Origin of the sequence: Phenylobacterium sp. (assembly GCF_036723115.1) — a bacterium.
In the GTDB taxonomy this organism is placed as follows: Bacteria; Pseudomonadota; Alphaproteobacteria; order Caulobacterales; family Caulobacteraceae; genus Phenylobacterium.
Genome location: NZ_DAIMHV010000002.1, coordinates 1 through 21,356, shown reverse-complemented (window position 1 = coordinate 21,356; position 21,356 = coordinate 1). Strand labels below are relative to the sequence as shown.

At 68.9% G+C, this 21,356-nt stretch carries 29 protein-coding genes; 12 read left to right on the top strand and 17 right to left on the bottom strand.

All coding sequences use genetic code 11. The features are described from left to right. Nucleotides 1–30 precede the first annotated feature (30 nt). From V7D28_RS00505 to V7D28_RS00495, 3 genes are read right to left on the bottom strand one after another with little or no spacing between them, the layout of a single operon-like run. A complete protein-coding gene (locus tag V7D28_RS00505) occupies nucleotides 31–684 on the bottom strand; it encodes a glutathione S-transferase family protein (protein ID WP_333585389.1) in 654 nt (217 codons plus the stop codon). Then, complete coding sequence (locus V7D28_RS00500; RefSeq protein ID WP_333585388.1) at nucleotides 681–1,154, bottom strand: SRPBCC domain-containing protein; 474 nt, start codon at nucleotides 1,152–1,154, stop codon at nucleotides 681–683. The genes V7D28_RS00505 and V7D28_RS00500 overlap by 4 nt, the downstream gene beginning before the upstream one ends. Then, nucleotides 1,151–1,492, bottom strand: coding sequence for an ArsR/SmtB family transcription factor (locus V7D28_RS00495; RefSeq protein ID WP_333585387.1), 342 nt, complete (start codon nucleotides 1,490–1,492; stop codon nucleotides 1,151–1,153). The genes V7D28_RS00500 and V7D28_RS00495 overlap by 4 nt, the downstream gene beginning before the upstream one ends. 107 nt (nucleotides 1,493–1,599) lie before the next feature. Here V7D28_RS00495 and V7D28_RS00490 point away from each other — a divergent pair, with 107 nt between their 5' ends. Further along, nucleotides 1,600–1,887 (top strand): DUF3175 domain-containing protein, encoded by a 288-nt coding sequence (locus V7D28_RS00490; protein ID WP_333585386.1) that lies wholly within the window; start codon nucleotides 1,600–1,602, stop codon nucleotides 1,885–1,887. A 53-nt stretch (nucleotides 1,888–1,940) separates the two neighbouring features. Here the strand turns inward: V7D28_RS00490 and V7D28_RS00485 are convergent, their stop codons facing one another. The 3 genes from V7D28_RS00485 to V7D28_RS00475 form a co-directional block, all read right to left on the bottom strand. Beyond that, nucleotides 1,941–2,270, bottom strand: coding sequence for a hypothetical protein (locus V7D28_RS00485; RefSeq protein WP_333585385.1), 330 nt, complete (start codon nucleotides 2,268–2,270; stop codon nucleotides 1,941–1,943). A 115-nt stretch (nucleotides 2,271–2,385) separates the two neighbouring features. Beyond that, a complete protein-coding gene (locus tag V7D28_RS00480; RefSeq protein WP_333585384.1) occupies nucleotides 2,386–3,321 on the bottom strand; it encodes an SDR family NAD(P)-dependent oxidoreductase in 936 nt (311 codons plus the stop codon). Between the two features lie 35 nt (nucleotides 3,322–3,356). Beyond that, nucleotides 3,357–4,613, bottom strand: a complete 1,257-nt coding sequence (locus V7D28_RS00475; RefSeq protein ID WP_333585383.1) for an MFS transporter — start codon at nucleotides 4,611–4,613, stop codon at nucleotides 3,357–3,359. 266 nt (nucleotides 4,614–4,879) lie between these two features. Between V7D28_RS00475 and V7D28_RS00470 the strand changes: the two genes are divergently transcribed. From V7D28_RS00470 to V7D28_RS00440, 7 genes are all read left to right on the top strand, one after another. Then, on the top strand, nucleotides 4,880–5,428 hold the full coding sequence (locus V7D28_RS00470; RefSeq protein ID WP_333585382.1) for a GNAT family N-acetyltransferase: 549 nt from the start codon (nucleotides 4,880–4,882) through the stop codon (nucleotides 5,426–5,428). A gap of 32 nt (nucleotides 5,429–5,460) precedes the next feature. Beyond that, complete coding sequence (locus V7D28_RS00465) at nucleotides 5,461–6,039, top strand: DUF1285 domain-containing protein (protein WP_333585381.1); 579 nt, start codon at nucleotides 5,461–5,463, stop codon at nucleotides 6,037–6,039. Then, nucleotides 6,036–6,680, top strand: coding sequence for a CoA pyrophosphatase (locus V7D28_RS00460; protein WP_333585380.1), 645 nt, complete (start codon nucleotides 6,036–6,038; stop codon nucleotides 6,678–6,680). Before V7D28_RS00465 ends, V7D28_RS00460 begins: the two co-directional genes overlap by 4 nt. Next, on the top strand, nucleotides 6,673–6,951 hold the full coding sequence (locus V7D28_RS00455) for a hypothetical protein (protein WP_333585379.1): 279 nt from the start codon (nucleotides 6,673–6,675) through the stop codon (nucleotides 6,949–6,951). Before V7D28_RS00460 ends, V7D28_RS00455 begins: the two co-directional genes overlap by 8 nt. After that, nucleotides 6,948–8,198 carry a CCA tRNA nucleotidyltransferase gene (locus V7D28_RS00450; RefSeq protein WP_333585378.1) on the top strand — a complete coding sequence of 417 codons (1,251 nt, stop codon included), beginning with the start codon at nucleotides 6,948–6,950 and terminating at the stop codon, nucleotides 8,196–8,198. The genes V7D28_RS00455 and V7D28_RS00450 overlap by 4 nt, the downstream gene beginning before the upstream one ends. Before the next feature lie 3 nt (nucleotides 8,199–8,201). Next, a complete protein-coding gene (locus tag V7D28_RS00445; RefSeq protein WP_333585377.1) occupies nucleotides 8,202–8,909 on the top strand; it encodes a glutamine amidotransferase-related protein in 708 nt (235 codons plus the stop codon). Between the two features lie 133 nt (nucleotides 8,910–9,042). Then, on the top strand, nucleotides 9,043–9,174 hold the full coding sequence (locus tag V7D28_RS00440; RefSeq protein ID WP_333585376.1) for a hypothetical protein: 132 nt from the start codon (nucleotides 9,043–9,045) through the stop codon (nucleotides 9,172–9,174). Nucleotides 9,175–9,182: 8 nt separating this feature from the next. On the opposite strand, the gene V7D28_RS00435 is transcribed toward V7D28_RS00440, so the two are convergent. The 3 genes from V7D28_RS00435 to V7D28_RS00425 are packed head-to-tail and all read right to left on the bottom strand — an operon-like array spanning nucleotide 9,183 to nucleotide 11,210. Further along, nucleotides 9,183–9,818 carry a DUF1131 family protein gene (locus V7D28_RS00435; RefSeq protein ID WP_333585375.1) on the bottom strand — a complete coding sequence of 212 codons (636 nt, stop codon included), beginning with the start codon at nucleotides 9,816–9,818 and terminating at the stop codon, nucleotides 9,183–9,185. 50 nt (nucleotides 9,819–9,868) lie between these two features. Continuing rightward, complete coding sequence (gene hemF / locus V7D28_RS00430) at nucleotides 9,869–10,744, bottom strand: oxygen-dependent coproporphyrinogen oxidase (protein WP_333585374.1); 876 nt, start codon at nucleotides 10,742–10,744, stop codon at nucleotides 9,869–9,871. Beyond that, on the bottom strand, nucleotides 10,737–11,210 hold the full coding sequence (locus V7D28_RS00425; protein WP_333585373.1) for a tRNA (cytidine(34)-2'-O)-methyltransferase: 474 nt from the start codon (nucleotides 11,208–11,210) through the stop codon (nucleotides 10,737–10,739). Before V7D28_RS00425 ends, hemF begins: the two co-directional genes overlap by 8 nt. Before the next feature lie 235 nt (nucleotides 11,211–11,445). On the opposite strand from V7D28_RS00425, the gene petA reads away from it, so the two are divergent. From petA to V7D28_RS00410, 3 genes are read left to right on the top strand one after another with little or no spacing between them, the layout of a single operon-like run. Then, entirely contained in the window at nucleotides 11,446–12,000 is a 555-nt protein-coding gene (gene petA / locus V7D28_RS00420; RefSeq protein WP_333585372.1) for a ubiquinol-cytochrome c reductase iron-sulfur subunit, read from the top strand. Nucleotides 12,001–12,005: 5 nt separating this feature from the next. After that, nucleotides 12,006–13,325: a cytochrome b gene (locus V7D28_RS00415; protein WP_333585371.1), complete on the top strand. Its 1,320-nt coding sequence runs from the start codon at nucleotides 12,006–12,008 to the stop codon at nucleotides 13,323–13,325. Between the two features lie 6 nt (nucleotides 13,326–13,331). Next, on the top strand, nucleotides 13,332–14,174 hold the full coding sequence (locus V7D28_RS00410; RefSeq protein WP_333585370.1) for a cytochrome c1: 843 nt from the start codon (nucleotides 13,332–13,334) through the stop codon (nucleotides 14,172–14,174). A 113-nt stretch (nucleotides 14,175–14,287) separates the two neighbouring features. Here the strand turns inward: V7D28_RS00410 and V7D28_RS00405 are convergent, their stop codons facing one another. Next, entirely contained in the window at nucleotides 14,288–15,076 is a 789-nt protein-coding gene (locus tag V7D28_RS00405; protein ID WP_333585369.1) for a hypothetical protein, read from the bottom strand. An 84-nt stretch (nucleotides 15,077–15,160) separates the two neighbouring features. Here V7D28_RS00405 and V7D28_RS00400 point away from each other — a divergent pair, with 84 nt between their 5' ends. Beyond that, nucleotides 15,161–15,688: an adenine phosphoribosyltransferase gene (locus tag V7D28_RS00400; RefSeq protein ID WP_333585368.1), complete on the top strand. Its 528-nt coding sequence runs from the start codon at nucleotides 15,161–15,163 to the stop codon at nucleotides 15,686–15,688. Between the two features lie 177 nt (nucleotides 15,689–15,865). Here the strand turns inward: V7D28_RS00400 and V7D28_RS00395 are convergent, their stop codons facing one another. The 7 genes from V7D28_RS00395 to V7D28_RS00365 form a co-directional block, all read right to left on the bottom strand. Beyond that, a complete protein-coding gene (locus tag V7D28_RS00395) occupies nucleotides 15,866–16,336 on the bottom strand; it encodes a VOC family protein (protein WP_333585367.1) in 471 nt (156 codons plus the stop codon). A gap of 75 nt (nucleotides 16,337–16,411) precedes the next feature. Continuing rightward, a complete protein-coding gene (locus tag V7D28_RS00390; RefSeq protein WP_333585366.1) occupies nucleotides 16,412–17,104 on the bottom strand; it encodes a dienelactone hydrolase family protein in 693 nt (230 codons plus the stop codon). Beyond that, nucleotides 17,101–17,772, bottom strand: coding sequence for a dienelactone hydrolase family protein (locus V7D28_RS00385; protein ID WP_333585365.1), 672 nt, complete (start codon nucleotides 17,770–17,772; stop codon nucleotides 17,101–17,103). Before V7D28_RS00385 ends, V7D28_RS00390 begins: the two co-directional genes overlap by 4 nt. 77 nt (nucleotides 17,773–17,849) lie before the next feature. After that, nucleotides 17,850–18,947, bottom strand: a complete 1,098-nt coding sequence (gene ychF / locus V7D28_RS00380) for a redox-regulated ATPase YchF (RefSeq protein ID WP_333585364.1) — start codon at nucleotides 18,945–18,947, stop codon at nucleotides 17,850–17,852. A 57-nt stretch (nucleotides 18,948–19,004) separates the two neighbouring features. Next, nucleotides 19,005–19,619, bottom strand: a complete 615-nt coding sequence (gene pth, locus V7D28_RS00375; protein ID WP_333585363.1) for an aminoacyl-tRNA hydrolase — start codon at nucleotides 19,617–19,619, stop codon at nucleotides 19,005–19,007. Nucleotides 19,620–19,658: 39 nt separating this feature from the next. After that, nucleotides 19,659–20,273 (bottom strand): 50S ribosomal protein L25/general stress protein Ctc, encoded by a 615-nt coding sequence (locus V7D28_RS00370; RefSeq protein ID WP_333585362.1) that lies wholly within the window; start codon nucleotides 20,271–20,273, stop codon nucleotides 19,659–19,661. Nucleotides 20,274–20,422: 149 nt separating this feature from the next. Beyond that, the coding region (locus tag V7D28_RS00365) for a hypothetical protein (RefSeq protein ID WP_333585361.1) at nucleotides 20,423–21,356 on the bottom strand (934 nt) is incomplete at its 5' end.

Genomic DNA, 21,356 nt, shown 5'->3' with positions numbered 1-21,356 from the left:
TCCCACTTATCGGAACGTGCTCTAGGCGGTTCAATCCCGTTCCGGCGCTCCCAGCGGGAAGTAGTGCCGATAGGGACGCGCCTCGTTCACCGCCCGTGCGAAGGAGGGGCGCTCCAGGAGGCGTTGGCGGTAGGCCGTCAACGCCGTGCACGCCTCCGGGATCGGATAGGTCCAGTCGGCATAGAAGAGCGACGGAGCGGCGGCGCAGTCGGCCAGGGTGAAGGTCTCCCCCGCCGCCCAGGTGCGACCTCGCATGCGCTCGTCCAGCCAGGCATAGCTGGTGTCCAGCATGGCGCGGGCCTCATCGACCCCCAGCGGATCGCGCTGGTCGGCCGGGCGCAGGGAATCGTAGACGAACTTGCCCTGCGGGGTCATGACGTAGTTGTCGAAGACGCGGTCCAGCATCCGCACCTCCAGCGCCAGGTCGGGATCATCCGGGATCAGCTTCACCGGCCCCGGATGACGGACCTGGAGGTACTCGATGATGACCGAGGCCTCGAGCACGACGCGCTCGCCCTCGCGCAGGATAGGGAAGCGCTTCATCGGCCAGAGCGCGGCGAATTCTTCCCCGACGCCCGGCTCCTCCAGCATGCGGTAGGTGAAGGGGACTTCGTTCTCATAGAAGGCGATCAGCACCTTCTGGCAGTAGGACGAGAAAGGGTGGGCGAAGAATTCCAGGGTCATGCGAACGCCCGGGCCTCGCGGCCCTCCAGAAGGGCGATCAGGTTTTCGATATGCCAGGTCGTGCCGTGCTCGCGGCCCCGCACCGCTTCGACGCCGCCGGTGAAGTAGGAACCCTGTTCGGTGTGGATCAGCCGGGTCTTCTCGCCCTCGGCCCGGAACTCCAGGGTCTGAAGGGAGACCGACAGCTTCTCGTCGTTGTGGAACATGTCGTAGACCAGCACGATCCGCTCGTTCTCGACGATGTCGTGGTAGGTCGCCTGGAAGTCGGTGATCCGGCCGTCGGGCCAGCGGGCGTGGAACCGCTCCTTGCCGCCCACGCGGAAGTCGAAGTCGCGGTTCAAGGTCTCGATCTCGGCCGGCGCCTTGAACCAGGCCATCTTCGCCTCAAGGGTCGAATAGGCGGCGAAGACCCGCGCTGGCGCGGCCGCCAGCCGCCGCTCGATGGTGAAGGTGGCGTTGATCAGCGTCATTGGTCGCCCTCCTTGGGCGCGGTCTCGGCCAGATAGGCCTCCAGTTGGTCGTACTGCTGCTCCCAGAAGCGCCGGCGCTCGCTCACCCAGGCTTCGAGCTGGGCGATCGCGCCCATCTCCAGGCTGCAGGTGCGCACGCGGCCCACCTTCTGGCTCTTCACCAGCCCCGCCTCCTCCAGGACTTTCAGGTGCTGGACCACCGCCGAGAGGGTCATGGGTAGAGGCTTGGCCAGCTCGCTGACCGAGGCCGGCCCGAGGCTCAACCGCTCCACCATGGCTCGGCGGCCGGGATCGGACAGCGCCTGGAAGGCGAGATCGAGGGGTTTTTGCTGTAGCATTGACTTAAGTGTCTAACCGCGGTCGTCAAAAGTCAAGTGTCCGCTTCAGTGATTGGCGGAAACTTCCAGCCGCGGAGCCGGGTTCTTCGGGGCCAGGAGGAAAGCCGATGACCCAGAAATCCGAGCGGTGGTCGCAGGACGTGACCGAACACAGCGATGCGTTGGACCTTGAGGAGGACGTCTTCACCCTGGACGACCCGGCCAGGATCGCCGCCTCCCTCAAGCGCTCGGCCGAGCAGAGCCACCGCAAGAAGGGCACGCCCTTCCAGTCGGCCATGTCCATGCTGACCTTCTATATCAACCGGGCCGGCGACAACCTGCCCGCCGAGCGCCGCCGCACGCTGGAGGCGGCGAAGGACGAACTGCGCAAGGCGTTCGGCCGGAAGACCGATTGAGGCGCCGCTGGGCGGACGTCGCCCGGAGCGAATCCGGCCCAGGCGCGACGCCGTCAGCGGCCGGCTTCGTCCACGGCGATGGCCACCGGCTTGCCGCGGGAGAAGGGCTCCCATCCGGCTTCCAGGCCCGAGGCGATGGCCGTCGCCACCAGCTCCGTCGGGATCTGCGAGGCCTGCAACTGCCGCACGCCGAACTTCGGCTCCTTGCCCGCCGGGAACTCCAGGATGGCCTCGCGCTGACCGTCGCGATGACGCACGGCGATGGCCATGCCCCGCCGCTCGGCCAGGTCGCTGGACCACTGCGGCTGCCGCTGCAGCCGCCACACATAGGGCTCGCCGCCGACCTCGAGGTCGAACTCTTCGGACTTCTTGCTGCGTGACATGGGGCCCGAGTTAGCCCGCCAGGGGCTGAAGCGCCACTCCTGACGCGACAAAGAAAAGGCCCCGGCTCTTCTCGAACCGGGGCCTCTCCGTCTTGGTCTGATCGACCGCTAGCGCTTAGGCGCCCTGCTTGGCCGGGGCCGCGCCGCCCTGGCTGGCCAGGGGGCCGCGCGACAGCGGGAAGAACTTATCGCTCATGGCCGGCATGGCTTCCGACAGGATGGTGTCGACGCTCCAGCCCTCTTCCTTGGTCTGGGTCGAGATCGGACGCGGCTGCGAGTAGAGGATGATGTTCTCACCCGAGGCGCCGAAGACCTGGCCCGAAATGTGGGCGGCCGAGGGCGAGACCAGGGCCACCGACAGGCGGGCGGGCTGGTCGGGACGGATGGCCGCGGCCATGGCCTCGCGGCGCTTGGCGGCGGCTTCGTCCTTCACCGGCACCGACTGCGTCATGCGGGTCCAGGCGACCGGCGCCAGGCAGTTGGATCGGACGTTGTTGCGCTCGCCTTCCATGGCGATGATCCGCGACAGGCCGGCGATGCCCATCTTGGCCGCGCCGTAATTGGCCTGGCCGATATTGCCCAGCAGCCCCGAGGTCGAGGTGAAGAACATGTAGGCGCCGTCGTTCTGGTTGCGGAACAGCTCGATCGTGGCGCGGGCCACGTTGAACGAACCGCGCATGTGCACGTCGATGACCTTGTCCCAGTCGTCTTCCGACATCTTGTGGAACATCACGTCACGCAGAATGCCGGCGGGATTGATCACCGCGTGCAGGCCGCCGAACTCGTCCATGGCCTGTTCGACCATGCCCTGGACGGCCTTGTAGTTGGTGACGCTGTCGGAGTTGGAGACCGCCTTGCCGCCGGCGGCGCGGATCTCCTGGGCCACCTGTTCGGCGGGACCGGCGGAGCCTTCGTCCTCGCCCTTCAGGCCGCCGCCCAGGTCGTTGACCACGACCGCGGCGCCCTGCTGCGCGGCGATCAGCGCGCACTCCCGACCAATGCCGTTGCCGCCCCCGGTGACGAGGACAACTTTTCCTTCCAATACGCCCATGGATCTATCTCCCTAAAAGAAAATTTCGCGAAGTGTTATTCGAGGCGGTCAGCCTTGCGCAAGGCGGGAAACAGTCTGGCCCAGAGTGCGGTGACCACCAAGGCCCCTGCGCCGCCCACCACGGCGGCGGTGACCACCCCCATGAACTTGGCGAAGACGCCGGCCCGGAACTCCCCCAGTTCGTTGGAGGCGCCGATGAACAGGGTCGAAACCGCCGCCACCCGGCCGCGCATGGGATCAGGCGTGACCAGCTGCACCAGGGTCTGGCGCACGAAGACGCTGAGCATGTCGGCGCCCCCCAGGACGGCGAGGGCCGCCACCGACAGCCACATGGACTTGGACAGGCCAAAGACGATGGTCGCCGCGCCGAACACGGCGACGCCGGCGAACATCATGGCCCCGGCATGGGTTCGGATGGGGCGGGCGGCCAGCAAAAGGGCCACCAGGGTCGCGCCGATGGCGGGGCTGGCCCGCAAGATGCCGAAGCCCTGCTCGCCCACATGCAGGATGTCGCGGGCGAAGACGGGGAGAAGCGCCGTAGCGCCCCCCAGCAGCACGGCGAACAGGTCGAGGGAGATGGCGCCGAAGACGATCTTCTGGCGCCAGACATAGACCAGGCCTTCCTTGATCAGGGTCCAGCGGGAGCCCGGCTGGATCGCGGGCTTGGTGTTGCGGCGGATCAGAAAGACCGCCAGGGCGGCCAGGGCGTAGAGGCACAGGGCCGTGCCGTAGGCCAGGGTGGTGGAGACCGCCAGCAGCAGGCCGCCGATGGCCGGGCCGGCGATGGAGGCGGTCTGCCAGGCGAGGGAGTTCCAGGCGATGGCCCGCGGCAGCAGGATGCGCGGCACCAGCATGGGGCCGAGCGCCGTGCCCACCGGCGACATGAAGGCCCGCGCCGCCCCGAAGGCCGCGGCCACGGCCAGCAGCAGGGGCACGCTGGCCACCCCCTGCCAGGTGGCGTAGGCCAGCACCGCCACGCTGAGCAGCTCGGCCCCGTAGCAGATCAGCAGCACCTTGCGGCGGTCGTAGCGGTCGGCGGCCTCTCCCGCGGGGAGGGTCAGCAGGAAGACGGGGATGAAGGTGGCCAGGCCGATCATGCCCACCATGAAGGCCGCATCGGCCACGGACATGGTGCGGCGCGCCAGCTCATAGATCTGCCAGCCCAGGGCCACGCTCTGGATCTGCACGGCCAGCGAGCCGGCCCAGCGCGACAGCCAGAACAGGAGATAGTCCCGCTCCGCCAGAAGCGCCCGGGCGGAGGTCGGCGGCGGGGGGACGGACGACTCGGACATGGCGGTCTCGCAAACGGGGCGGCAACTTGGCGCGCCAGGCGCGGCGCCGCAACGGCCTTGCCGCGGCCATTGACGGGGGGGCGGCGAAGCCTTATCGGGCCGGTTTCGGCGACGTGATCGTCGAGGCTGACCGCGAGGGGCGCCATGCGTGCGCTGCGACGAACGGAGCGCGCCCGCCGCGCCATCTGACACCCGCCGGGACCGCGACCGCCGCGGCCGGCTTCGTCCTGCCCTTCGTCAGCCTCCGAAAGCCTCGCAAAGTCCCCATGTCCGCTCCCCTTGTCCCGGCCCCGGGACCAATGGCCTGCCCCCCGCCCTTCGACATCCGGCCTGAAGGCCCAGGCGACGCCCCGGCGATCGACGCCCTGCTGGACCGCGCCTTTGGTCCCGGCCGGTTCGCCAAGGCCTCAGAGCGGGTGCGCGAGATCGCGCCCCTGCGGCCTGACCTGTCCTTCTGCGCCTGGGAGGGCGGCCGGCTGGCCGGCGTGGTCCGCCAGTCGGAGATCGTCGTGGGCGGCGTCCCGCTGATTTTTCTGGGTCCCCTGGCGGTGGAGTCCGGTCTGCGGCGCCTGGGCGCGGGCGCGCAGCTTGTGGAACATGCCTGTCAGGCCGCCGCTCGGGCCGGGGCGCGGGCCGTCCTGCTGGTGGGCGATCCGCCCTTTTTCGGCCGGTTGGGATTTTCCGCCGAGGCCACCGGGGCCATCGTGATGCCCGGACCGGTCGATCCCCGGCGGCTTCTGCTTCGCCCCCTGGCGCAAGGCGGGGACCGGGACATGGCCGGAAACCCGCTTCAGGGCGCCGTAGCGGCGCCTTGAGACGCCTGACGGGCGCGCCTACCTTGCCTGTCATGAGCGAGATTGTCAGCGAGGGGCCCCTGGAGGGCGTGATCGCCGCCGCCCGGCAGGCGCCTGGCCGCGGCCTGCCGCCGGTCCACCTGTGGAACCCGCCCCATTCCGGCGAGATCGACATCGTCATCCGCAGCGACGGCCGCTGGGTGCATGAGGGCGCGACCATCCACCGCGAGGCCCTGGTGCGCCTGTTCTCCACCGTCCTGCGCAAGGACCCGGTCGGCTACTGGCTGGTGACGCCGGTGGAGAAGATGAAGATCAGGGTCGAGGACGCACCCTTCCTGGCCATCCGCCTCGACCGCCGCGTCGACGCCGAAGGCGCCGCCCAACTGGTCTTCCAGACCAATGTGGGCGACGAGGTGCTCGCCGGCCCCGATCATGCGATCCGGGTGGAGGTCGACGCCCAGAGCGGCGAACCGCGTCCCTATCTGCATGTGCGGCGCGGACTGGAGGCGCTGATCGCCCGGCCGGTCTTCTATGAGCTGGTGGACATGGCCGAGACCCGCGATGGGGTCCTGGGCGTGGCCTCCGGCGGCGCCTGGTTCCCGCTGGACGGGACGGGGGCCTCGCCTCCGTGAGCCCGACCTCGCCCCTGGGCGAACTGCGTGAGTGGATCACCCAGCGCCTGGACCCCCTGGAGGATCGCGATCCCGTGGATGGGATCGTCCAGTCCGACTTCGACCTGCGACCCGACCGGATACCCGCCGGCGGCCCGCCCCTGACGCCGGCTGCGGTGCTGGTGGGGCTGGTGCCGCGGGACTATGGCTATTCGGTCCTGCTCACCCGTCGATCCGACACCCTGCGGCGGCACACCGGCCAGATCGCCTTTCCCGGCGGTCGGCGCGATCCCGGCGAGACCATCTGGGAAACCGCCCTGCGCGAAACCGAGGAAGAGGTGGGCCTGGCCCGCAGCCACATCACCCTGGGCGGCCTCTCAACCCCCTATCGCACCGGCACGGGCTATCTGGTCACCCCGGTGGTGGGCTTCATCGAGCAGGGCTTCTCTCTGACGCCCAACCCCGACGAGGTGGCCGAGATCTTCGAGACGCCCTTCGGATTCCTCATGGACCCGACCAATCACGAGGAGCACGAGCGGGAGTTCTCCGGCCAGAAGCGGCGCTTCTACGCCATGACGCACGAGAACAGGTTCATCTGGGGGGCCACGGCGGGCATGCTGAGGGCCCTTTACGACCGGCTTTATGGAGGCGCCCTTGCTTAGCCTGTTCCTGGTGCGCGCCCTGCTGGTGGCCACCCCCTTCGCCGCCTGGTTCCTCTGGGCGGCCTGGGCCAGGCGGCGGGGCAAGGAGATCGGCGCCACCCCCTGGGCCTGGCTGGTGGCGGTGGGCGGGCTGCTGTTCGGCCTTTCGCTGATGATCACCACCGTGTTCCAATCGGACAACCGCGGCGAGACCTATGTTCCCGCCGAAGTGACAGAAAGCGGCCGCGTCACGCCAGGCCGCTTCGAGGAGAAGGAAACCACCCCCCGATGACCGAGACCCTGGGCCAGAAGTCCTGGATGACCGCTCCGGCCGCCGCCGCCGTGATGGACGCCCTGGAGGCCCGGGGCGGGCGCGACTGCGTGCGGGTGGTGGGCGGCGCGGTGCGCAACGCCCTGATGGGCCGGCCGGTGGACGATGTGGACCTGGCCACCACCCTGGATCCGCCGGCGGTGATCGAGGCCCTGACGGCTGCGGGTCTGAAGGCCGCGCCCACCGGGATCGACCACGGCACGATCACCGCCGTGGCCAAGGGCCAGGGTTTCGAGGTCACCACCCTGCGCCGGGATGTGGAGACCGACGGCCGCCGCGCGGTGGTGGCCTTCACCACCGACTGGGCCGAGGACGCCCAGCGGCGGGACTTCACCTTCAACGCCCTCTATGCCGACCGCGAGGGCAGGGTGCATGACCCCCTGGGCTCCGGGATCGCCGACGCCCGGGCCGGACGGCTGGTCTTCATCGGCGACCCGGCCGAGCGTATCGCCGAGGACTATCTGCGAATCCTGCGCTTCTTCCGATTCTACGCCTGGTACGGCAAGGGCGCGCCGGACGCCGCGGGCCTGGCCGCCTGCGCCGCCGCCCGGGACCTGCTGAAGGACCGGCCCGGCGAGCGCATCTCCAAGGAGCTGCTGAAGCTCCTGGCCGCCGATGATCCGCGGGCCGCTGTGGGCCTGGTGCAGGAAACCGGCGTGCTGGGCGTCGTCCTGCCGGCCGTGGGGGGGCTGGAGGCCTTCGAGAACCTGGTGGAGATCGAGAGCGAGATGCTCTTCGAATGCGACCCGCTCCTGCGGCTCGCCTGCCTGCTGCCAGCCGATCAGATCGCCGTGGCCCAGACCGCCGAACGCCTGCGCCTGTCCAACGCCGAGCGGGACCGGCTGGTGGCCGCCAAGGGCCAGGGGTTGCGGATCACCAGCTGGATGAGCCCGCGGGAGTCCCGCCGGGCGGTCTACGCCCTGGGGGCGCAGACCTTCCATGATCGGGTCAAGCTCGCCTGGGCGGCCTCCAACCGCACCGCCACGGCTCCCCAGTGGCGCGGCCTGCTGGCCCTGGGCGACAGCTGGCGTCCCCCGGCCTTCCCCCTGACCGGCGATGACGTGGTCCATGCCGGGGTGCCCAAGGGGCCGATGGTGGGCGACGTCCTGCGCGAAGTGGAGGACTGGTGGATCGACCACGACTTCATCGACGACAAGTTCTCGGCCATCGAAAAACTCAAGGCCGTGGCCCAGGGCATGGCCTACTAGACCGTGCGGCTCGGCATTCTGAAGACCGGCGCACCCCCCGAGGCACTGCAGGAACGGTTTGGCGACTATCCGGCCATGATGCGCCAACTGCTAGGGCAAGAGGCGCATGACTATGTGGAGTTCGCCGTCGACGCCGGGCGGCTGCCGGCCTCGCCGGAGGCCTGCCAGGCCTATCTGGTCACCGGCTCGTCCGCCGGGGTCTATGAGGATCTGCCCTGGATCGAACCGCTGAAGGACTTTCTGCGGCAGGCCCGCGGGCGGTCGCGCCTGGTGGGGATCTGCTTCGGCCATCAGATCATGGCCGAGGCGTTCGGCGGGCAGGTGATCAAGTCTCCCAAGGGCTGGGGCGTGGGCCTGCACGCCTATGAGGTCCTGGCCGCCGAGCCCTGGATGGAGGGCGACGGGCCTGTGGCCCTGGCCGCCTCCCACCAGGACCAGGTGGTCCGGCCGCCGGCCGGCGCGCGGGTGCTGGGCGCCAGAGCCTTCACCCCCTACGCGATGCTGGACTACGGGGACGGGGCGATTTCAATGCAGCCCCATCCGGAGTTCGCCCCGGACTATGCGCGGGCGCTGATCGAGGCGCGACGGGGCTCCCGCTATAGCGATGGGCAGGCCGACGCCGCCGTGGCCAGCTATGAGGCGCCGGACGACCGGCAGAGGGTAGGGCGTTGGATATCCAATTTTCTGGAGGGGTCCAGCGCCACGGCGTGACCTATCGATTGAACCGCAGGCGGCCGCGATCCCTTAAGGAAGGGAATGCTGTCCTGCGGACACAGGCTCCAAACTCAGACACTTGAGCGCAGCCCCACTTATCGGAACGCGCTCCAGGGAAAGGAAACTCGCCGTGGCCTCCGCCAAGCTCATCTTCATCGCGCTGAGCGCGGTCTCGGCCCTGTTCGTGGCGGGTATCGAGGAGGAGGCGGGAAATCCTGACCCCCTGACCTCCAGCCAGGTGGCTGACCTGCTTCAGCGCTGAAGCCCGCGTCAGGCTGCCGGCGCCGTCCACACAAAGGCCGAAAGCCGCGCCGAGGCCTCAAGGGTCTCGGGGCTGGGCATGACGTCGTCCGGCCCCTGGAAGCCTGCGGTCTCGAAAACGTAGCCCAGCTGGGGCGCGCCCGGGCGATGGCAGACCACGCGGCCGGACAGGTCCTCCATCCCGGGCTGGCAGTCCTCCGGCGCGAAGCCCGCGGCGGCCCAGTCGGCTCCGAGGGGCTCGCCCAGGGCGCCCACCACCGGGCCGCCCCGGCCGATGATCCGCCCCAGCAGGCCCGCCGTGGCGCCCGGCAGCAGGTCCAGCGCCAGGCCGTCGTCCCGGCGAACCGTGATCATCTCCACAGGGGCGTCGCCGTCCACCGTGCGGACCTGGACCCGCGCCCCGGGAAACAGGCTTTCGATCCGACGCCGGTCCAGGGTCGTGGCGCTGCTCAGTTCGCCCGCGCCGGCCTCGCCGAAGGTCAGCAGGACCGGGCCGACCACCGGGGCCGCCTTGGGCGGCGGCGGGGCGGGCTCCGGGTCGACCTCCCCGCGCTCGCAACCGGCGACGAACAGGGCCAGCGCCGCTCCGACGGCGGCGCGGCGGGCTGCTACGCTCAAAGACACTCGCATGACCGACTGTCGCACGCCGGACGTCCGCGGGGCAAATCCCCACGCCTCACAGGCGCGTGCGGCCATTAAGGCCAGCTGACCATGGGCGGCATGGAGGAAAGGATCGAGGTGATGTTCCCGCCGGTCTTCAACCCGAACATGGTGCCGCGGTCATAGAGCAGGTTGAACTCCACGTAGCGGCCGCGCCGCACCAGCTGTTCCTGCCGGTCGGCCTCATCCCAGGCCTGTCCCATGCGACCGCGAACGATCTTCGGATAGACCTCCAGGAAGGCGCGACCCACATCCTGGGTGAAGGCGAAGTCCCGCTCCCAGTCCCCGGAATTGTGGTGATCGTAGAAGATGCCGCCGATGCCCCGCGGCTCATTACGGTGGGTAAGGAAGAAATACTCGTCGCAGCGGGCCTTGTACGGGGCGTACCAGCTGGGGTCGTGGGCGTCGCACGCCGCCTTCATCGCCCCGTGGAAGGCCTGGGCGTCGGGGTTGTCCTGGGTGCGCTGATAGTCCTGGGTGGGGGTCAGATCGGCCCCGCCGCCGAACCAGCTCTGGCTGGTGGCCAGGAAGCGGGTGTTCATATGCACGGCCGGCACGTGCGGATTTCGCATATGGGCGATCAGGCTGATGCCGGTGGCGGTGAAGCTTGGGTCCTTGTCGGCGCCGGGCATGGTGGCGGCCATTTCCGGACTGAACTGGCCATGGACCAGGCTGATATGGACGCCGCACTTCTCGAACAGGCGCCCGCCGCGCATGAACCCCATGACGCCGCCCCCGCCGGCCGGTCGGTCCCAAGGGGTCAGCTCGAACCGCCCGGGCGCGCCGGGATAGAGCGCGTCGGGCGCCTCGTCCTCCAGGGCCTCGAACGCGCCGACGATGCTGTCGCGCAGTTGATCGAACCAGGCGCGGGCGCGCGTGTTCCAGGAGTCGAGCGTGGCTTTGTCAGTCATGGTTCCCCGGCTTAGGAAATCCGCCGGTCTGACGCAACGCTTCGGAAACCGCGATCGCCGCCGTGACGGTGAGGTTAAGGGACCTTGCCTCCGGCGCCAGGGGAATCACCACCCTGGCGTCCGCCGCGGCGTGAACTTCCGGCGGCGCGCCCGAGCTCTCCCGACCGAACAGCAGGGTGTCTCCGGGCTGGAAGACGAAATCGTGCAGAGGGGTGGCGCCCTGTGTCGTGAAAAGCACCAGCCGGCCCTGGCCGCGCTCCGGCGCGGCGAGGAAGTCCTCGAAGCTCGCCCTGCGTGTCCAGCGCGCCAGGCGCCCGTAATCCAGGGCGGCGCGACGCACCGCCTTATCGGATAACGGGAAACCACAGGGCTCGATCACCTCGAGATCGACGTCCAGACAGGCGGCCAGCCGGAGGGCTGCGCCGACGTTTTGCGGAATGTCCGGTTGAAAAAGCGCCAAACGCATTCTAAGCGATCCAGCCAACGGGATTAGTCGGGGCTGTAGACGAATCGCGACGCGTCGCCACGTTGGCTTGGCGGTGATGCAATGCGAAATTCGAGCAGACCCAGTCGGGTTCCGAAAAGGCCATACCAGAGCCGCTGGTCGGGCCGAAGGCGGGGCGTCGCGATTTTCTTGTCGTGAGCGTCCGAACGGGCGGCGTCCCTATGGGGCGTCACCGCAATCGAAGGGTAGCTTAAAGGTGGCTGACACCGTCGTGGGCGAGAATCCCGATCCTCATGCCGCGGGCGAAGACCCGAACCGGCGCGATTTCATCCACATCGCCGCAGGCGCGGCCGCGGTCGGCGCCGTGGGCGCTCTGGCCTGGCCGTTCATCGACCAGATGAACCCCTCGGCGGACACCCTGGCCCTGGCCTCGGTCGACTTCGATCTCACCAAGGTGGCGCTGGGCCAGCAGGTGACGATCAAGTGGCGGGGCAAGCCGCTCTTCGTCCGGCGCCGCACCGAGGCCGAGATCGCCGCGGCGGTGGCCGACGACGCCGCCAACCTGCCCGATCCGCAGCGCGACGAGGACCGTCACAAGCCCGGCAAGGCCGAATGGCTGGTGGTCGTGGGCACCTGCACCCACCTGGGCTGCGTGCCGACCTTCGGCGGCGGCGACTATGGCGGCTGGTTCTGCCCCTGCCATGGCTCGCACTACGACACGTCCGGCCGCATCCGTAAGGGCCCGGCCCCGACCAACCTGGTCGTCCCGGACTACGAGTTCCTGTCTGACACGACGGTGAAGGTGGGCTGAGGAAGATGAGCGGACATTCCACTTACGAGCCCAAGACGGGCTTTGAGCGCTGGCTCGACACCCGCCTGCCGATCGTCCGGCTGGGCTGGGACAGCATCGTCGATTTCCCGACGCCCAAGAACCTGAACTACTGGTGGACCTTCGGGGGCATCCTGGCTGTGTGCCTGGGGATCCAGATCGTCACCGGCATCGTGCTGGCCATGCACTATGTGCCGCACGTGGACCACGCCTTCGCCTCGGTCGAGCGCATCATGCGCGACGTGAACTACGGCTGGCTGGTCCGCTACATGCACTCCAACGGGGCCTCGATGTTCTTCATCGCGGTCTACATCCACATCCTCCGCAACCTCTACTACGGCTCCTACAAGGCCCCGCGTGAAGTGCTGTGGATCATCGGCTGCGTGATCTACCTGCTGATGATGGCCACCGCCTTCATGGGCTACGTCCTGCCCTGGGGTCAGATGAGCTTCCACGGCGCCGTCGTGATCACCAACCTGTTCGGCGCCCTGCCGATCGTGGGCGAGTCGATCACCACCTGGCTGTGGGGCGGCTTCGCGGTCGACAATCCGACGCTGAACCGCTTCTTCTCGCTGCACTTCCTGCTGCCGTTCATGATCGCCGGCGTGGTGGGCCTTCACATCTGGGCCCTGCACGTTCCGGGGAACAACAACCCGGCCGGCGTGAACGTCCAGTCCAAGGCCGACACCGTGCCCTTCCACCCGTACTATACGGTGAAGGACGGGTTCGCGATCGCGGTCTTCCTGATCCTGTTCGCCACCTTCGTGTTCTTCAATCCGAACGCCCTGGGCCACGCGGACAACTACATTCCCGGCAATCCCCTGGTGACCCCGGCCGAGATCGTTCCGGAATGGTACTTCCTGCCCTTCTACGCGATCCTGCGGGCGGTGCCTGACAAGCTGGGCGGCGTGATCCTGATGTTCGGCGCAATCGCGGTGCTGTTCATTCTGCCCTGGCTCGACACCTCCAAGGTGCGCTCCATGCGCTACCGGCCGACCGCGAAGCTCTACTTCCTGATCTTCGTCCTGGCCTGCCTGGTGCTGGGCTACTGCGGCGCGAAGCTGCCCGACGCGCCGGTGATCCCGGGCCTGTCGACCTTCGTCCTCTTCGACGCCGACCTGAACACGTTCGTGTGGCTCTCGCGCTTCGCGACCCTGTACTACTTCGCCTACTTCGTGGTGGTCCTGCCGATCCTCGGCCTGACCGAGAAGCCGCTCCCGCAGCCGGCCTCGATCTCCACGCCTGTCCTGTCGCATCCCGCGGCCACGCCGGCCGGGGCGGTCGCCGCGCCTGAGAAGAAGGGTTGAGCCCAGATGCTGCGTAAAAGTATCGCCCTGGCCGCCCTCGGCCTGGCCTTGGTGGCGGGTCCGGCGCTCGCCGCCGGCAACGCCAAGCACCCCCGCAATGTGGACTTCAGCTTTGAAGGCCCGTTCGGGAAATTCGATCAGGCCCAGCTGCAGCGCGGCTACAAGGTCTATCGCGAGGTCTGCGCCGCCTGTCACGGCATGCACCTGCTGTCGTTCCGCAACCTGGGTCAGAAGGGCGGGCCGTTCTATGACCCGGCCTATACCAACCCCAACGACAACCCGTATGTCCGGGCGATCGCGGCGGAATACCAGATCAACGATGTGGACTCCGAAACCGGCGACATCGTTCAGCGTCCCGGCACCTCGGCCGACCGCTTCCCCGACCCGTACCCCAATGAGGCGGCGGCGCGGGCCGGCAATGGCGGCGCCCTGCCGCCGGATCTGTCGGTGATCGTCAAGGCCCGCCACTATGGTGCGGAGTACATCTACTCGCTGCTGTCGGGCTATGTGGACCCGCCGGCGGGCCTGCAAGTCTCGCCGGGTCAGTACTACAACCCCTATATGCACGGCGATCTGCACGCCTATTGGACCGGCGAAGGCCATGCGCCGAAAGGCGGCTTCATCGCCATGCCCCCGCAGCTGGCGCCGGACAAGGTGAGCTTCGACGACGGCACGCCGTCGACCATCGACCAGCAGGCCAAGGACGTCGCGGCCTTCCTGGCCTGGGCCGCCGAGCCCAAGATGGAGGAGCGCAAGGCCTTCGGCTTCGGCGCCATGATCTATCTGGTGATCTTCGCCGGCCTGCTCTATGCGAGCTACCGCCGAATCTGGCGGAACGTCGCCCACTAGGCGCGAGGTTAAAGACCAAGGTTGAAGGGCCCGTCGGAGCGATCCGGCGGGCCCTTTTCTTAGAGCCTGATTCAGAGACTTGAGCGCGTTTCGAACCGATAACCGGTTCCCACTTATCGGAACGGGCTCGAGGGCGCGATCAAGTCCAGGCGGCCCGCAGGGAAGTCGAACCTCAAGCGCCAGCGTCCCAGGACCGAAAGCCCGACGGCGCCGTCGGTGGCGGCGGTCTCGTCGGCCAGGCCCGCCGGAAGACCCTCGAAGATCTCGCCGCCCAGGGACAGGGCCCGCAGCTCGGCCCGGCCGCCGCCATAGGGGGCCAGGGTCGCCGCCTCGCCCCCGGGAACCGCCGCCAGCCGCGCGGCCAGCCGCAGTGGGGCGTCGAGCCCTGTAGCCGGGGTCAGGCTCACCGTCCGCCCCCGCGGCCCGTCGCTGACCGCCGCAGGGATCACAGGCGCGCCATCGCGCCAGACCAGCGGAAGGGAGACTGCGCCGGAGGAGGGCGCGCGCCTTCCGCCGGGCGAGAGGCTCAGACGGCAGTCGCCTGAGCTCACCTCCAGCACAAAATCCCGCAGCACATCGGCGCCGATCACCCCGGCGATGGGGGTCGGGAAGGCTCGGGTCCGGGCGTCCAGGTCCACCACCGCCAGCGGGACCTGGGGCGCCTGCAGCCCGGCCAGACGCACGGCGCCCTGCACCTGTTCGCCCTCGAGCCCCGCGCTCTGGGCGCGGGTGTTATGGAGCTGGGAGACTGGCGCGCCGGTGTCGATAATAAAGTCGCCGGCCACCTCGGCTACGCTGGCGGCGGCCACCAGCACCCCCTGGTCGCGCCAGCAGGCGATCTCGCCGGCAAGGGCGGGCCCGGCGGCGGCGAGCGCGGAGGCGAAGGTGGCGGCGCGGATCATCATCGCGGGCGGTTGTCCTGGCGGCCATAGCCAGAACCGCACGCCATCGGCCATAACAGAGGCGCTCGACCAAGGGGAGGGGCCATGGACCTGCGCGAGGCGATCCGTACGATCCCGGACTATCCCAAGCCGGGGATCCAGTTCCGCGACATCACCACCCTGCTGGCCGACGCCCGCGCCTTCCGGCGCGCTGTGGACGAACTGGTCCAGCCTTTCGCGGGTCTGAAGATCGACAAGGTGGCCGGCGTCGAAGCCCGCGGCTTCATCCTCGGCGGGGCGGTGGCCCACCAGCTCTCGGCGGGCTTCGTGCCGTTGCGCAAGAAGGGGAAGCTGCCCCATCGCACGCGCTCGGTGGCGTACGCCCTGGAATATGGCTCCGACGCGCTCGAAGTCCACCTGGACGCCGTGCGCCCCGGGGAGCGGGTGATGCTCGTGGACGATCTGATCGCCACTGGCGGCACCGCCCTGGCGGCCCTGGACCTGCTGCGCCAGGGCCGGGCCGAGGTGGCGGCGGCGGTTTTCGTGGTGGACTTGCCGGACCTGGGCGGCGCCCAGCGCCTGCGGGACGCCGGCGTGCCTGTCTCGACCCTGGTGGCCTTCCAAGGCCACTAGATGGGCCGCAGCAGCAGCCCTTCCGGTCGGGGCCGGATGGACAACCGATCGACACCGTCTATCTAGCCGCCCCGCGAGCGCGTTCCGATAAGTGGGACCCGGTTATCGGATCGAAACGCGCTCAAGTCTTTGAGTTTAGAGCCTGATTCAACGATCAGGCGGTTCCGTCTGATCGCATCAGGCTCTAGCCGCAGCCTCCAGGGGCGCGATATCCAGCTTGACCATCTGCATCATCTGCTCGGTCACACGACGAACCACCTGGGGATCGGGGTCGCTCATGAGCTCCCCCAGCCGGCGCGGGACGATCTGCCAGGACAGACCCCACCGGTCGCGCAACCACCCGCACTGTTCGACGACGCCGCCCTCGCTCAGCGCGTCCCACAGACGATCGATCTCCGCCTGGGTGTCGCACTGGACCATGATCGAGAAGGCGTGGTTGAAGGGGTCCAGGGGACCCGCCTGCAGGGCGCGATAGGCTTGCCCGCCCAGGGTGAAGCTGAGGGTGCGGACGCTGCCCGCCGGCCCGCCAGGGCTCTCAGCCATGACGGCCGCTCCCCCCGTGATCTCCGAGTTCGGGATGAGCGAGGTGTAGAGGCTCACAGCCTCGTCCATGTCGCGCTCAAACCAGAGATGCTGAATGACGTCCATTGAACCTGCTCCCCTGATCGTGGGCCGATCGCCTTTTCCCAGGACGATCCGCAGGCTGGGTTTCCGACAGCCGCCTCAGGCGCCTTCGCCGCGTCCGCCGCCGTTGCGGGCGAAGATCTGTAGGGTGCGCAGGCGGGCCAGGCGGGCGGCGTCGGGGACATAGTCCTTGCGCCGGTCGGAGAAGAAGCCGTGGCCCGCGTCATAGAGATAGATCGGCAGGTCGGGATGGCGGGTGCGGATCTCCTCGACCCGCTCCAGGGGGATGGAGGCGTCGGTCTTGCCAAAGTGCAGGATGGTGGGACAGCGCGGGGTCTCGTCCAGCAGTTCGCTGATGCGGCGGCCATAAAAGCAGGAGGCTGCCGCCACGCCCTCGCACCGCGCCGCCGTCAGCCATGCCGCGGCCCCGCCCCAGCAATAGCCGGCCACGAAGACGGGACCCCCCAGGGCGTCGATGGCCGCCTGGGCGTCGGCGGCCACCAGGTCCCAGGGGGCGGCCTGGGACAGGGCCACCGCCCGCTGCATGTCGGCCGGCTCGTAGCTGGCCTGGAAGCCCGGCTGCTGGCGGTCATAGAAGGCCGGCGCGATCACCTCATAGCCGTCCTCGGCGAAGCCGTCGGCCAGTTCCTGAATGTGGTCGGTGACCCCGAAGATCTCCTGGATCAGCACCAGGCCGCCCCGCCGGGCGTCGTCCGGACGGACATGGTAGGCCTGAAACTCGAACCCATCGGCCTTGCTGGTCAGGGCGATGGTCTTTCCGCGACGGCTCATGCGCCCTCGAACAGTTCGCGGGTGCGCTTGCGAGCCAGGTCTGCGGCCTCCTCGTGATAGCGCTCAGGGCTCTCATTGTTGAAGCCGTGGCCGGCGCCCTCATAGATATAGACGGGCACGTCGGGATGGGCGGCCTTCACCGCCTTCTCCACCTCGTCGGCGGGGATGCCGGGGTCGGTGTGGCCCAGATGGACGATGGTCGGGCAGTTCAGCGGGATGTGGGCGTTGGCCTGCACCATGCTGCCATAATAGCTGGAGGCTGCGGCGATGCCCTCCACCTTGGAGGCGGCGAGCCAGGCCAGGGATCCGCCATAGCAGTAGCCCACCACGAACACCTTGCCGCGGGGCTTCAGGAAGTCCCGGGCCGCGGCGATATCGGCCATGGCCTGCTCCAGGGGCGTGGCGCGGGCATGGGCGATGCCGGCGGCGATCCCGTCCTGGTCATGGGCCACGGAAAAGCCGCGCTCGCGACGATCGAACATGGCCGGGGCCACCGCCTCGTAGCCGGCCTTGGCCCAGCGCTCCACATCGGCCCGGACATATTTGTCGATGCCGAAGATCTCCTGCAGCACGATCACCCCGCCCTTGCGCGGGGTGAAGGGGGCCTCGTGATAGGCCGACAGCGAAAAGCCGTCGTGGCCGCTGGTCAGAGTGATGGTGTCGCCCATGCGTCGTCTCCCTTTGGCTCGCAAGCCTAGAGCACGAACGGGGCAGACGGAATTGGATCGTGCGGCGGAGGTCCGCCTCAGACGTTGAAGCGGAAGTTCATCACGTCGCCGTCGTGGACCACATAGTCCTTGCCTTCCTGGCGCAGCTTTCCGGCCTCCCGCGCGCCGGCCTCGCCGTTGAACCTCACATAGTCGTCGAAGGCGATGGTCTCGGCTCGGATGAAGCCCTTCTCGAAGTCGGTGTGGATCACGCCCGCGGCCTGCGGCGCCGTGGCGCCCACGGGAATGGTCCAGGCGCGGGCCTCCTTGGGACCGGCGGTGAAATAGCTCTGCAGGCCCAGAAGCTTGTAGGCTTCGCGGATAAGGCGGTTGAGGCCCGGTTCGTCCAGGCCCAGGGTCTCCAGGAACTCGGTCCGCTCCTCGGCGTCCAGCAGGGCGATCTCCGCCTCGATCTGGGCGGAGATGACCACCGTCTCGGCGCCGTCGCGACGGGCCTTTTCGGCGACCTTTTCCGAAAGGTCGTTGCCGGTGGCCGCAGAGGCCTCATCCACATTGCACACATAGAGGGCGGGCTTGGCGGTCAGCAGCTGGAGCATGCGCCAGCCCTTCTCGTCCTCGGCGCTGACCTGGGCGGCGCGGGCGGGGCGGCCCTCATTGAGCTGCTCCAGGGCCAGCTTGACCAGCTTCAGGGTGGCCGCGCTCTCCTTGTCGCCCACCTTGGCGCGCTTCTCGAGGTTGACCACCCGCTTTTCGAGGCTCTCCAGGTCGGCCAGCATCAGCTCGGTCTCGATGATGTCGAGATCGGCGATGGGATCGATCCGGCCTTCCACATGGGTGATGTCGTCGTTCTCGAAGCACCGGGCGACGAAGGCCACGGCGTCGCAGTCGCGGATATTGGCCAGGAACTGGTTGCCCAGGCCTTCGCCCTTTGACGCCCCGCGGACCAGGCCCGCCACGTCGACGAAGTTCATGCGCGAGGGGATGATCTCCTTGGAGCCGACAATCTTCGCCAGGGCCTCCAGGCGCGGTTCGGGGACGGCCACGTCGCCGACATTGGGCTCGATGGTGCAGAAGGGGTAGTTGGCCGCCTGGGCCGCCGCCGTCTGGGTGAGCGCGTTGAACAGGGTGGACTTGCCGACATTGGGCAGGCCGACGATGGCGACTTTCAGGGCCATGGAGTCCTCGAACCGGGGTTTCGCGCGCTCTCTTAAACGACGTCGCTTGGGTTGTCCTCAGCCGCCGCGCAGCTGACGGGGGTCGGCCTTCTCGGCCGGCGCCAGGCGCATCACCTCGGCCTGGTATTTCTCGTCCTCGCCGGCCACCAGCAGGGGGGCGGCGTCGGCGCAGGCCCGCAGCAGATCGGCCAGCCAGACCTGCTCGGCCTTGTGGAAATCCGACAGGACGTGACCCTGGACCAGCTCCTTGTGCCCGGGATGGCCGGTGCCGATGCGGGCGCGCCGGAAGTCGGCGCCCACCTGGGCCGTGATCGAGCGCACGCCATTGTTTCCCGCGGCCCCGCCGCCGGTCTTCATCCGGAAACGGCCCGGCGCCAGGTCGATCTCGTCATAGAAGACCACCAGATCGGCCGGCGTCAGCTTGAAGAATTTCAGCGCCTCGCCCACGGCGCGGCCGCTTTCGTTGTAATAGGTCTGAGGCTTGAGGATGAGCGTCCGGACGGGCCCTTGGGGCGACTCGATGGTCCCCTCGCAGGCCAGGGCCTGGAACCGCGACCGCTCGGGGCCGAACCCCCAGCGGCGCGCGATTTCGTCGACGGCCATGAAGCCCACATTGTGCCGGTTGCCTGCATAGCGGGGACCCGGATTGCCGAGGCCGGCGAGGATCAGCATGCGACCCTCCGAGGCAGGCGGTCGTCGGAGGCGGAGGCCTTAGGCCCCCGCGGACTCCGAACCTTCGTCGGCGGCGGCGTCAGCCGCGGCCTGGGCCGAGGTGCCGGCCACCGTGGCGATCACGAAGTCGCGGTCGACGGTGGGCTGGACGCCCTTGGGCAGCTTGAAGCTGGAGATGCGGATGGTGTCGCCGATCTCGAGGCCGGTCAGGTCCATGACCAGCTCCTCGGGAATGGCGTCGGCCGGGCAGGACAGCTCCACATCGTGACGCACGACATTCAGCGTGCCGCCACGCTTCAGGCCGGGCGAGGCCTCGTGGTTGGTGAAGTGCACCGGCACGGCGATCTTGATCTGCTGGTGCTCGTCGACCCGGTAGAGGTCGAAGTGCCACGGCTCGTCGGTCACCGGGTGCATGTCCACGGCCTTGGCGATGACCGGCTGGGTCTCGTCGCCATACTTCAGGGTCACCAGGTGGCCCAGCAGCTTGCCGGTATAGAGCGCCTTGCGGAACTCGTTGGCGGCCACGGCGATGGCCACCGGCTCCTTGGAGCCGCCATAGAGCACGCCGGGCACCTTGCCGCTGCGGCGCACGCTGCGCGCGGCGCCAGTACCGGTCTGCTCACGAACTTCGACGTTCAAAACGATATCGGCCATAGCCATGCCTCAAAACGAAACCGCCGCGCGAACCCGCGCGGCGAGGGTCGCGATCCCTTAGGGGACCGGAAGGTGCGCGTAAATACACAGAAGTGGCGCGCCATGCAACGGCGGCGGCGCGCCAATCTGGAGTCTTTTCTGCTCCGGCGTCAGCGGGCCGCGCTGGCGTTCTCCGGGGTGGTGGCGGCCGTGGCCACCTGGACGGGCTCGGCCTTGGCGTCGAGGGCCGAGACGCCGGCCCCCTTCATCAGGCACTGGCCGGTGTCCATCAGGGCGTGCTGGCCCAGGCAGAAGACGTCTTCATAGTGCGGCTTGGACACGGCCAGGCACTGATACAGGTTCAGCTTGGCCATGTTCAGACAGGAGGCGGAGGTGGGCTCCACCATCACCGCCTTGATCAGGTCGGCGCGTTCCTCGCCGGCTTCGCCCAGCACCGCCAGGGCCGCCACGGTCAGGCTGCGGACCACCATGCGGCTGTAGGGCGCCTGGGCCGGGCTGGCCGTGAGGCTCATGGGCGAAGCGCCCACGGCGGCCTCCTGCAGGCGGGCGGTCTCGGAAATGTCGCCCACCAGGGGGGTGGCCGACAGGGCCTTGGCCTGGGACAGGCGCAGGGGGCGATTCTCGACGTCGGCCTTGGACCACCGGGCCCGCTGGATGTCGTAGGCGGCCTGCTTCACGTCGGTTCCGAGCTTGAAGAGGCGGCGGCCTTCCTCGCCATAGGCGCCCACCACCAGGCCCGCGGCCTCGGCGGCGCCGGGCAGGGTGGCGGCATAGGCCGGATCGGCGATGAGATTGGCGCTCATCTGGGCGCGGGCGGCGGGATCGGCGGCGAACTTGCGGACGGCGCCGACGAATTCGGGGCTCTGCAGGGCCGCGACCGCGCCATAGGCCACGGCGCCGCGCAGGAACTGCTCGGGCTCATAGGCGACGCCCGTGCGCAGGGATTCGGCGATAGAGGCGCCGTTCTCGAAGGCCGGCGAAATGGTGGCCGACTTGGTCATGTAGGCGCGGTAGGCCGCAGCCTGCTCCACCAGGGAGGGCGCCAGGGCCAGGGGCGGCGGCGGCGGCGGGGCCGGTTCAGGC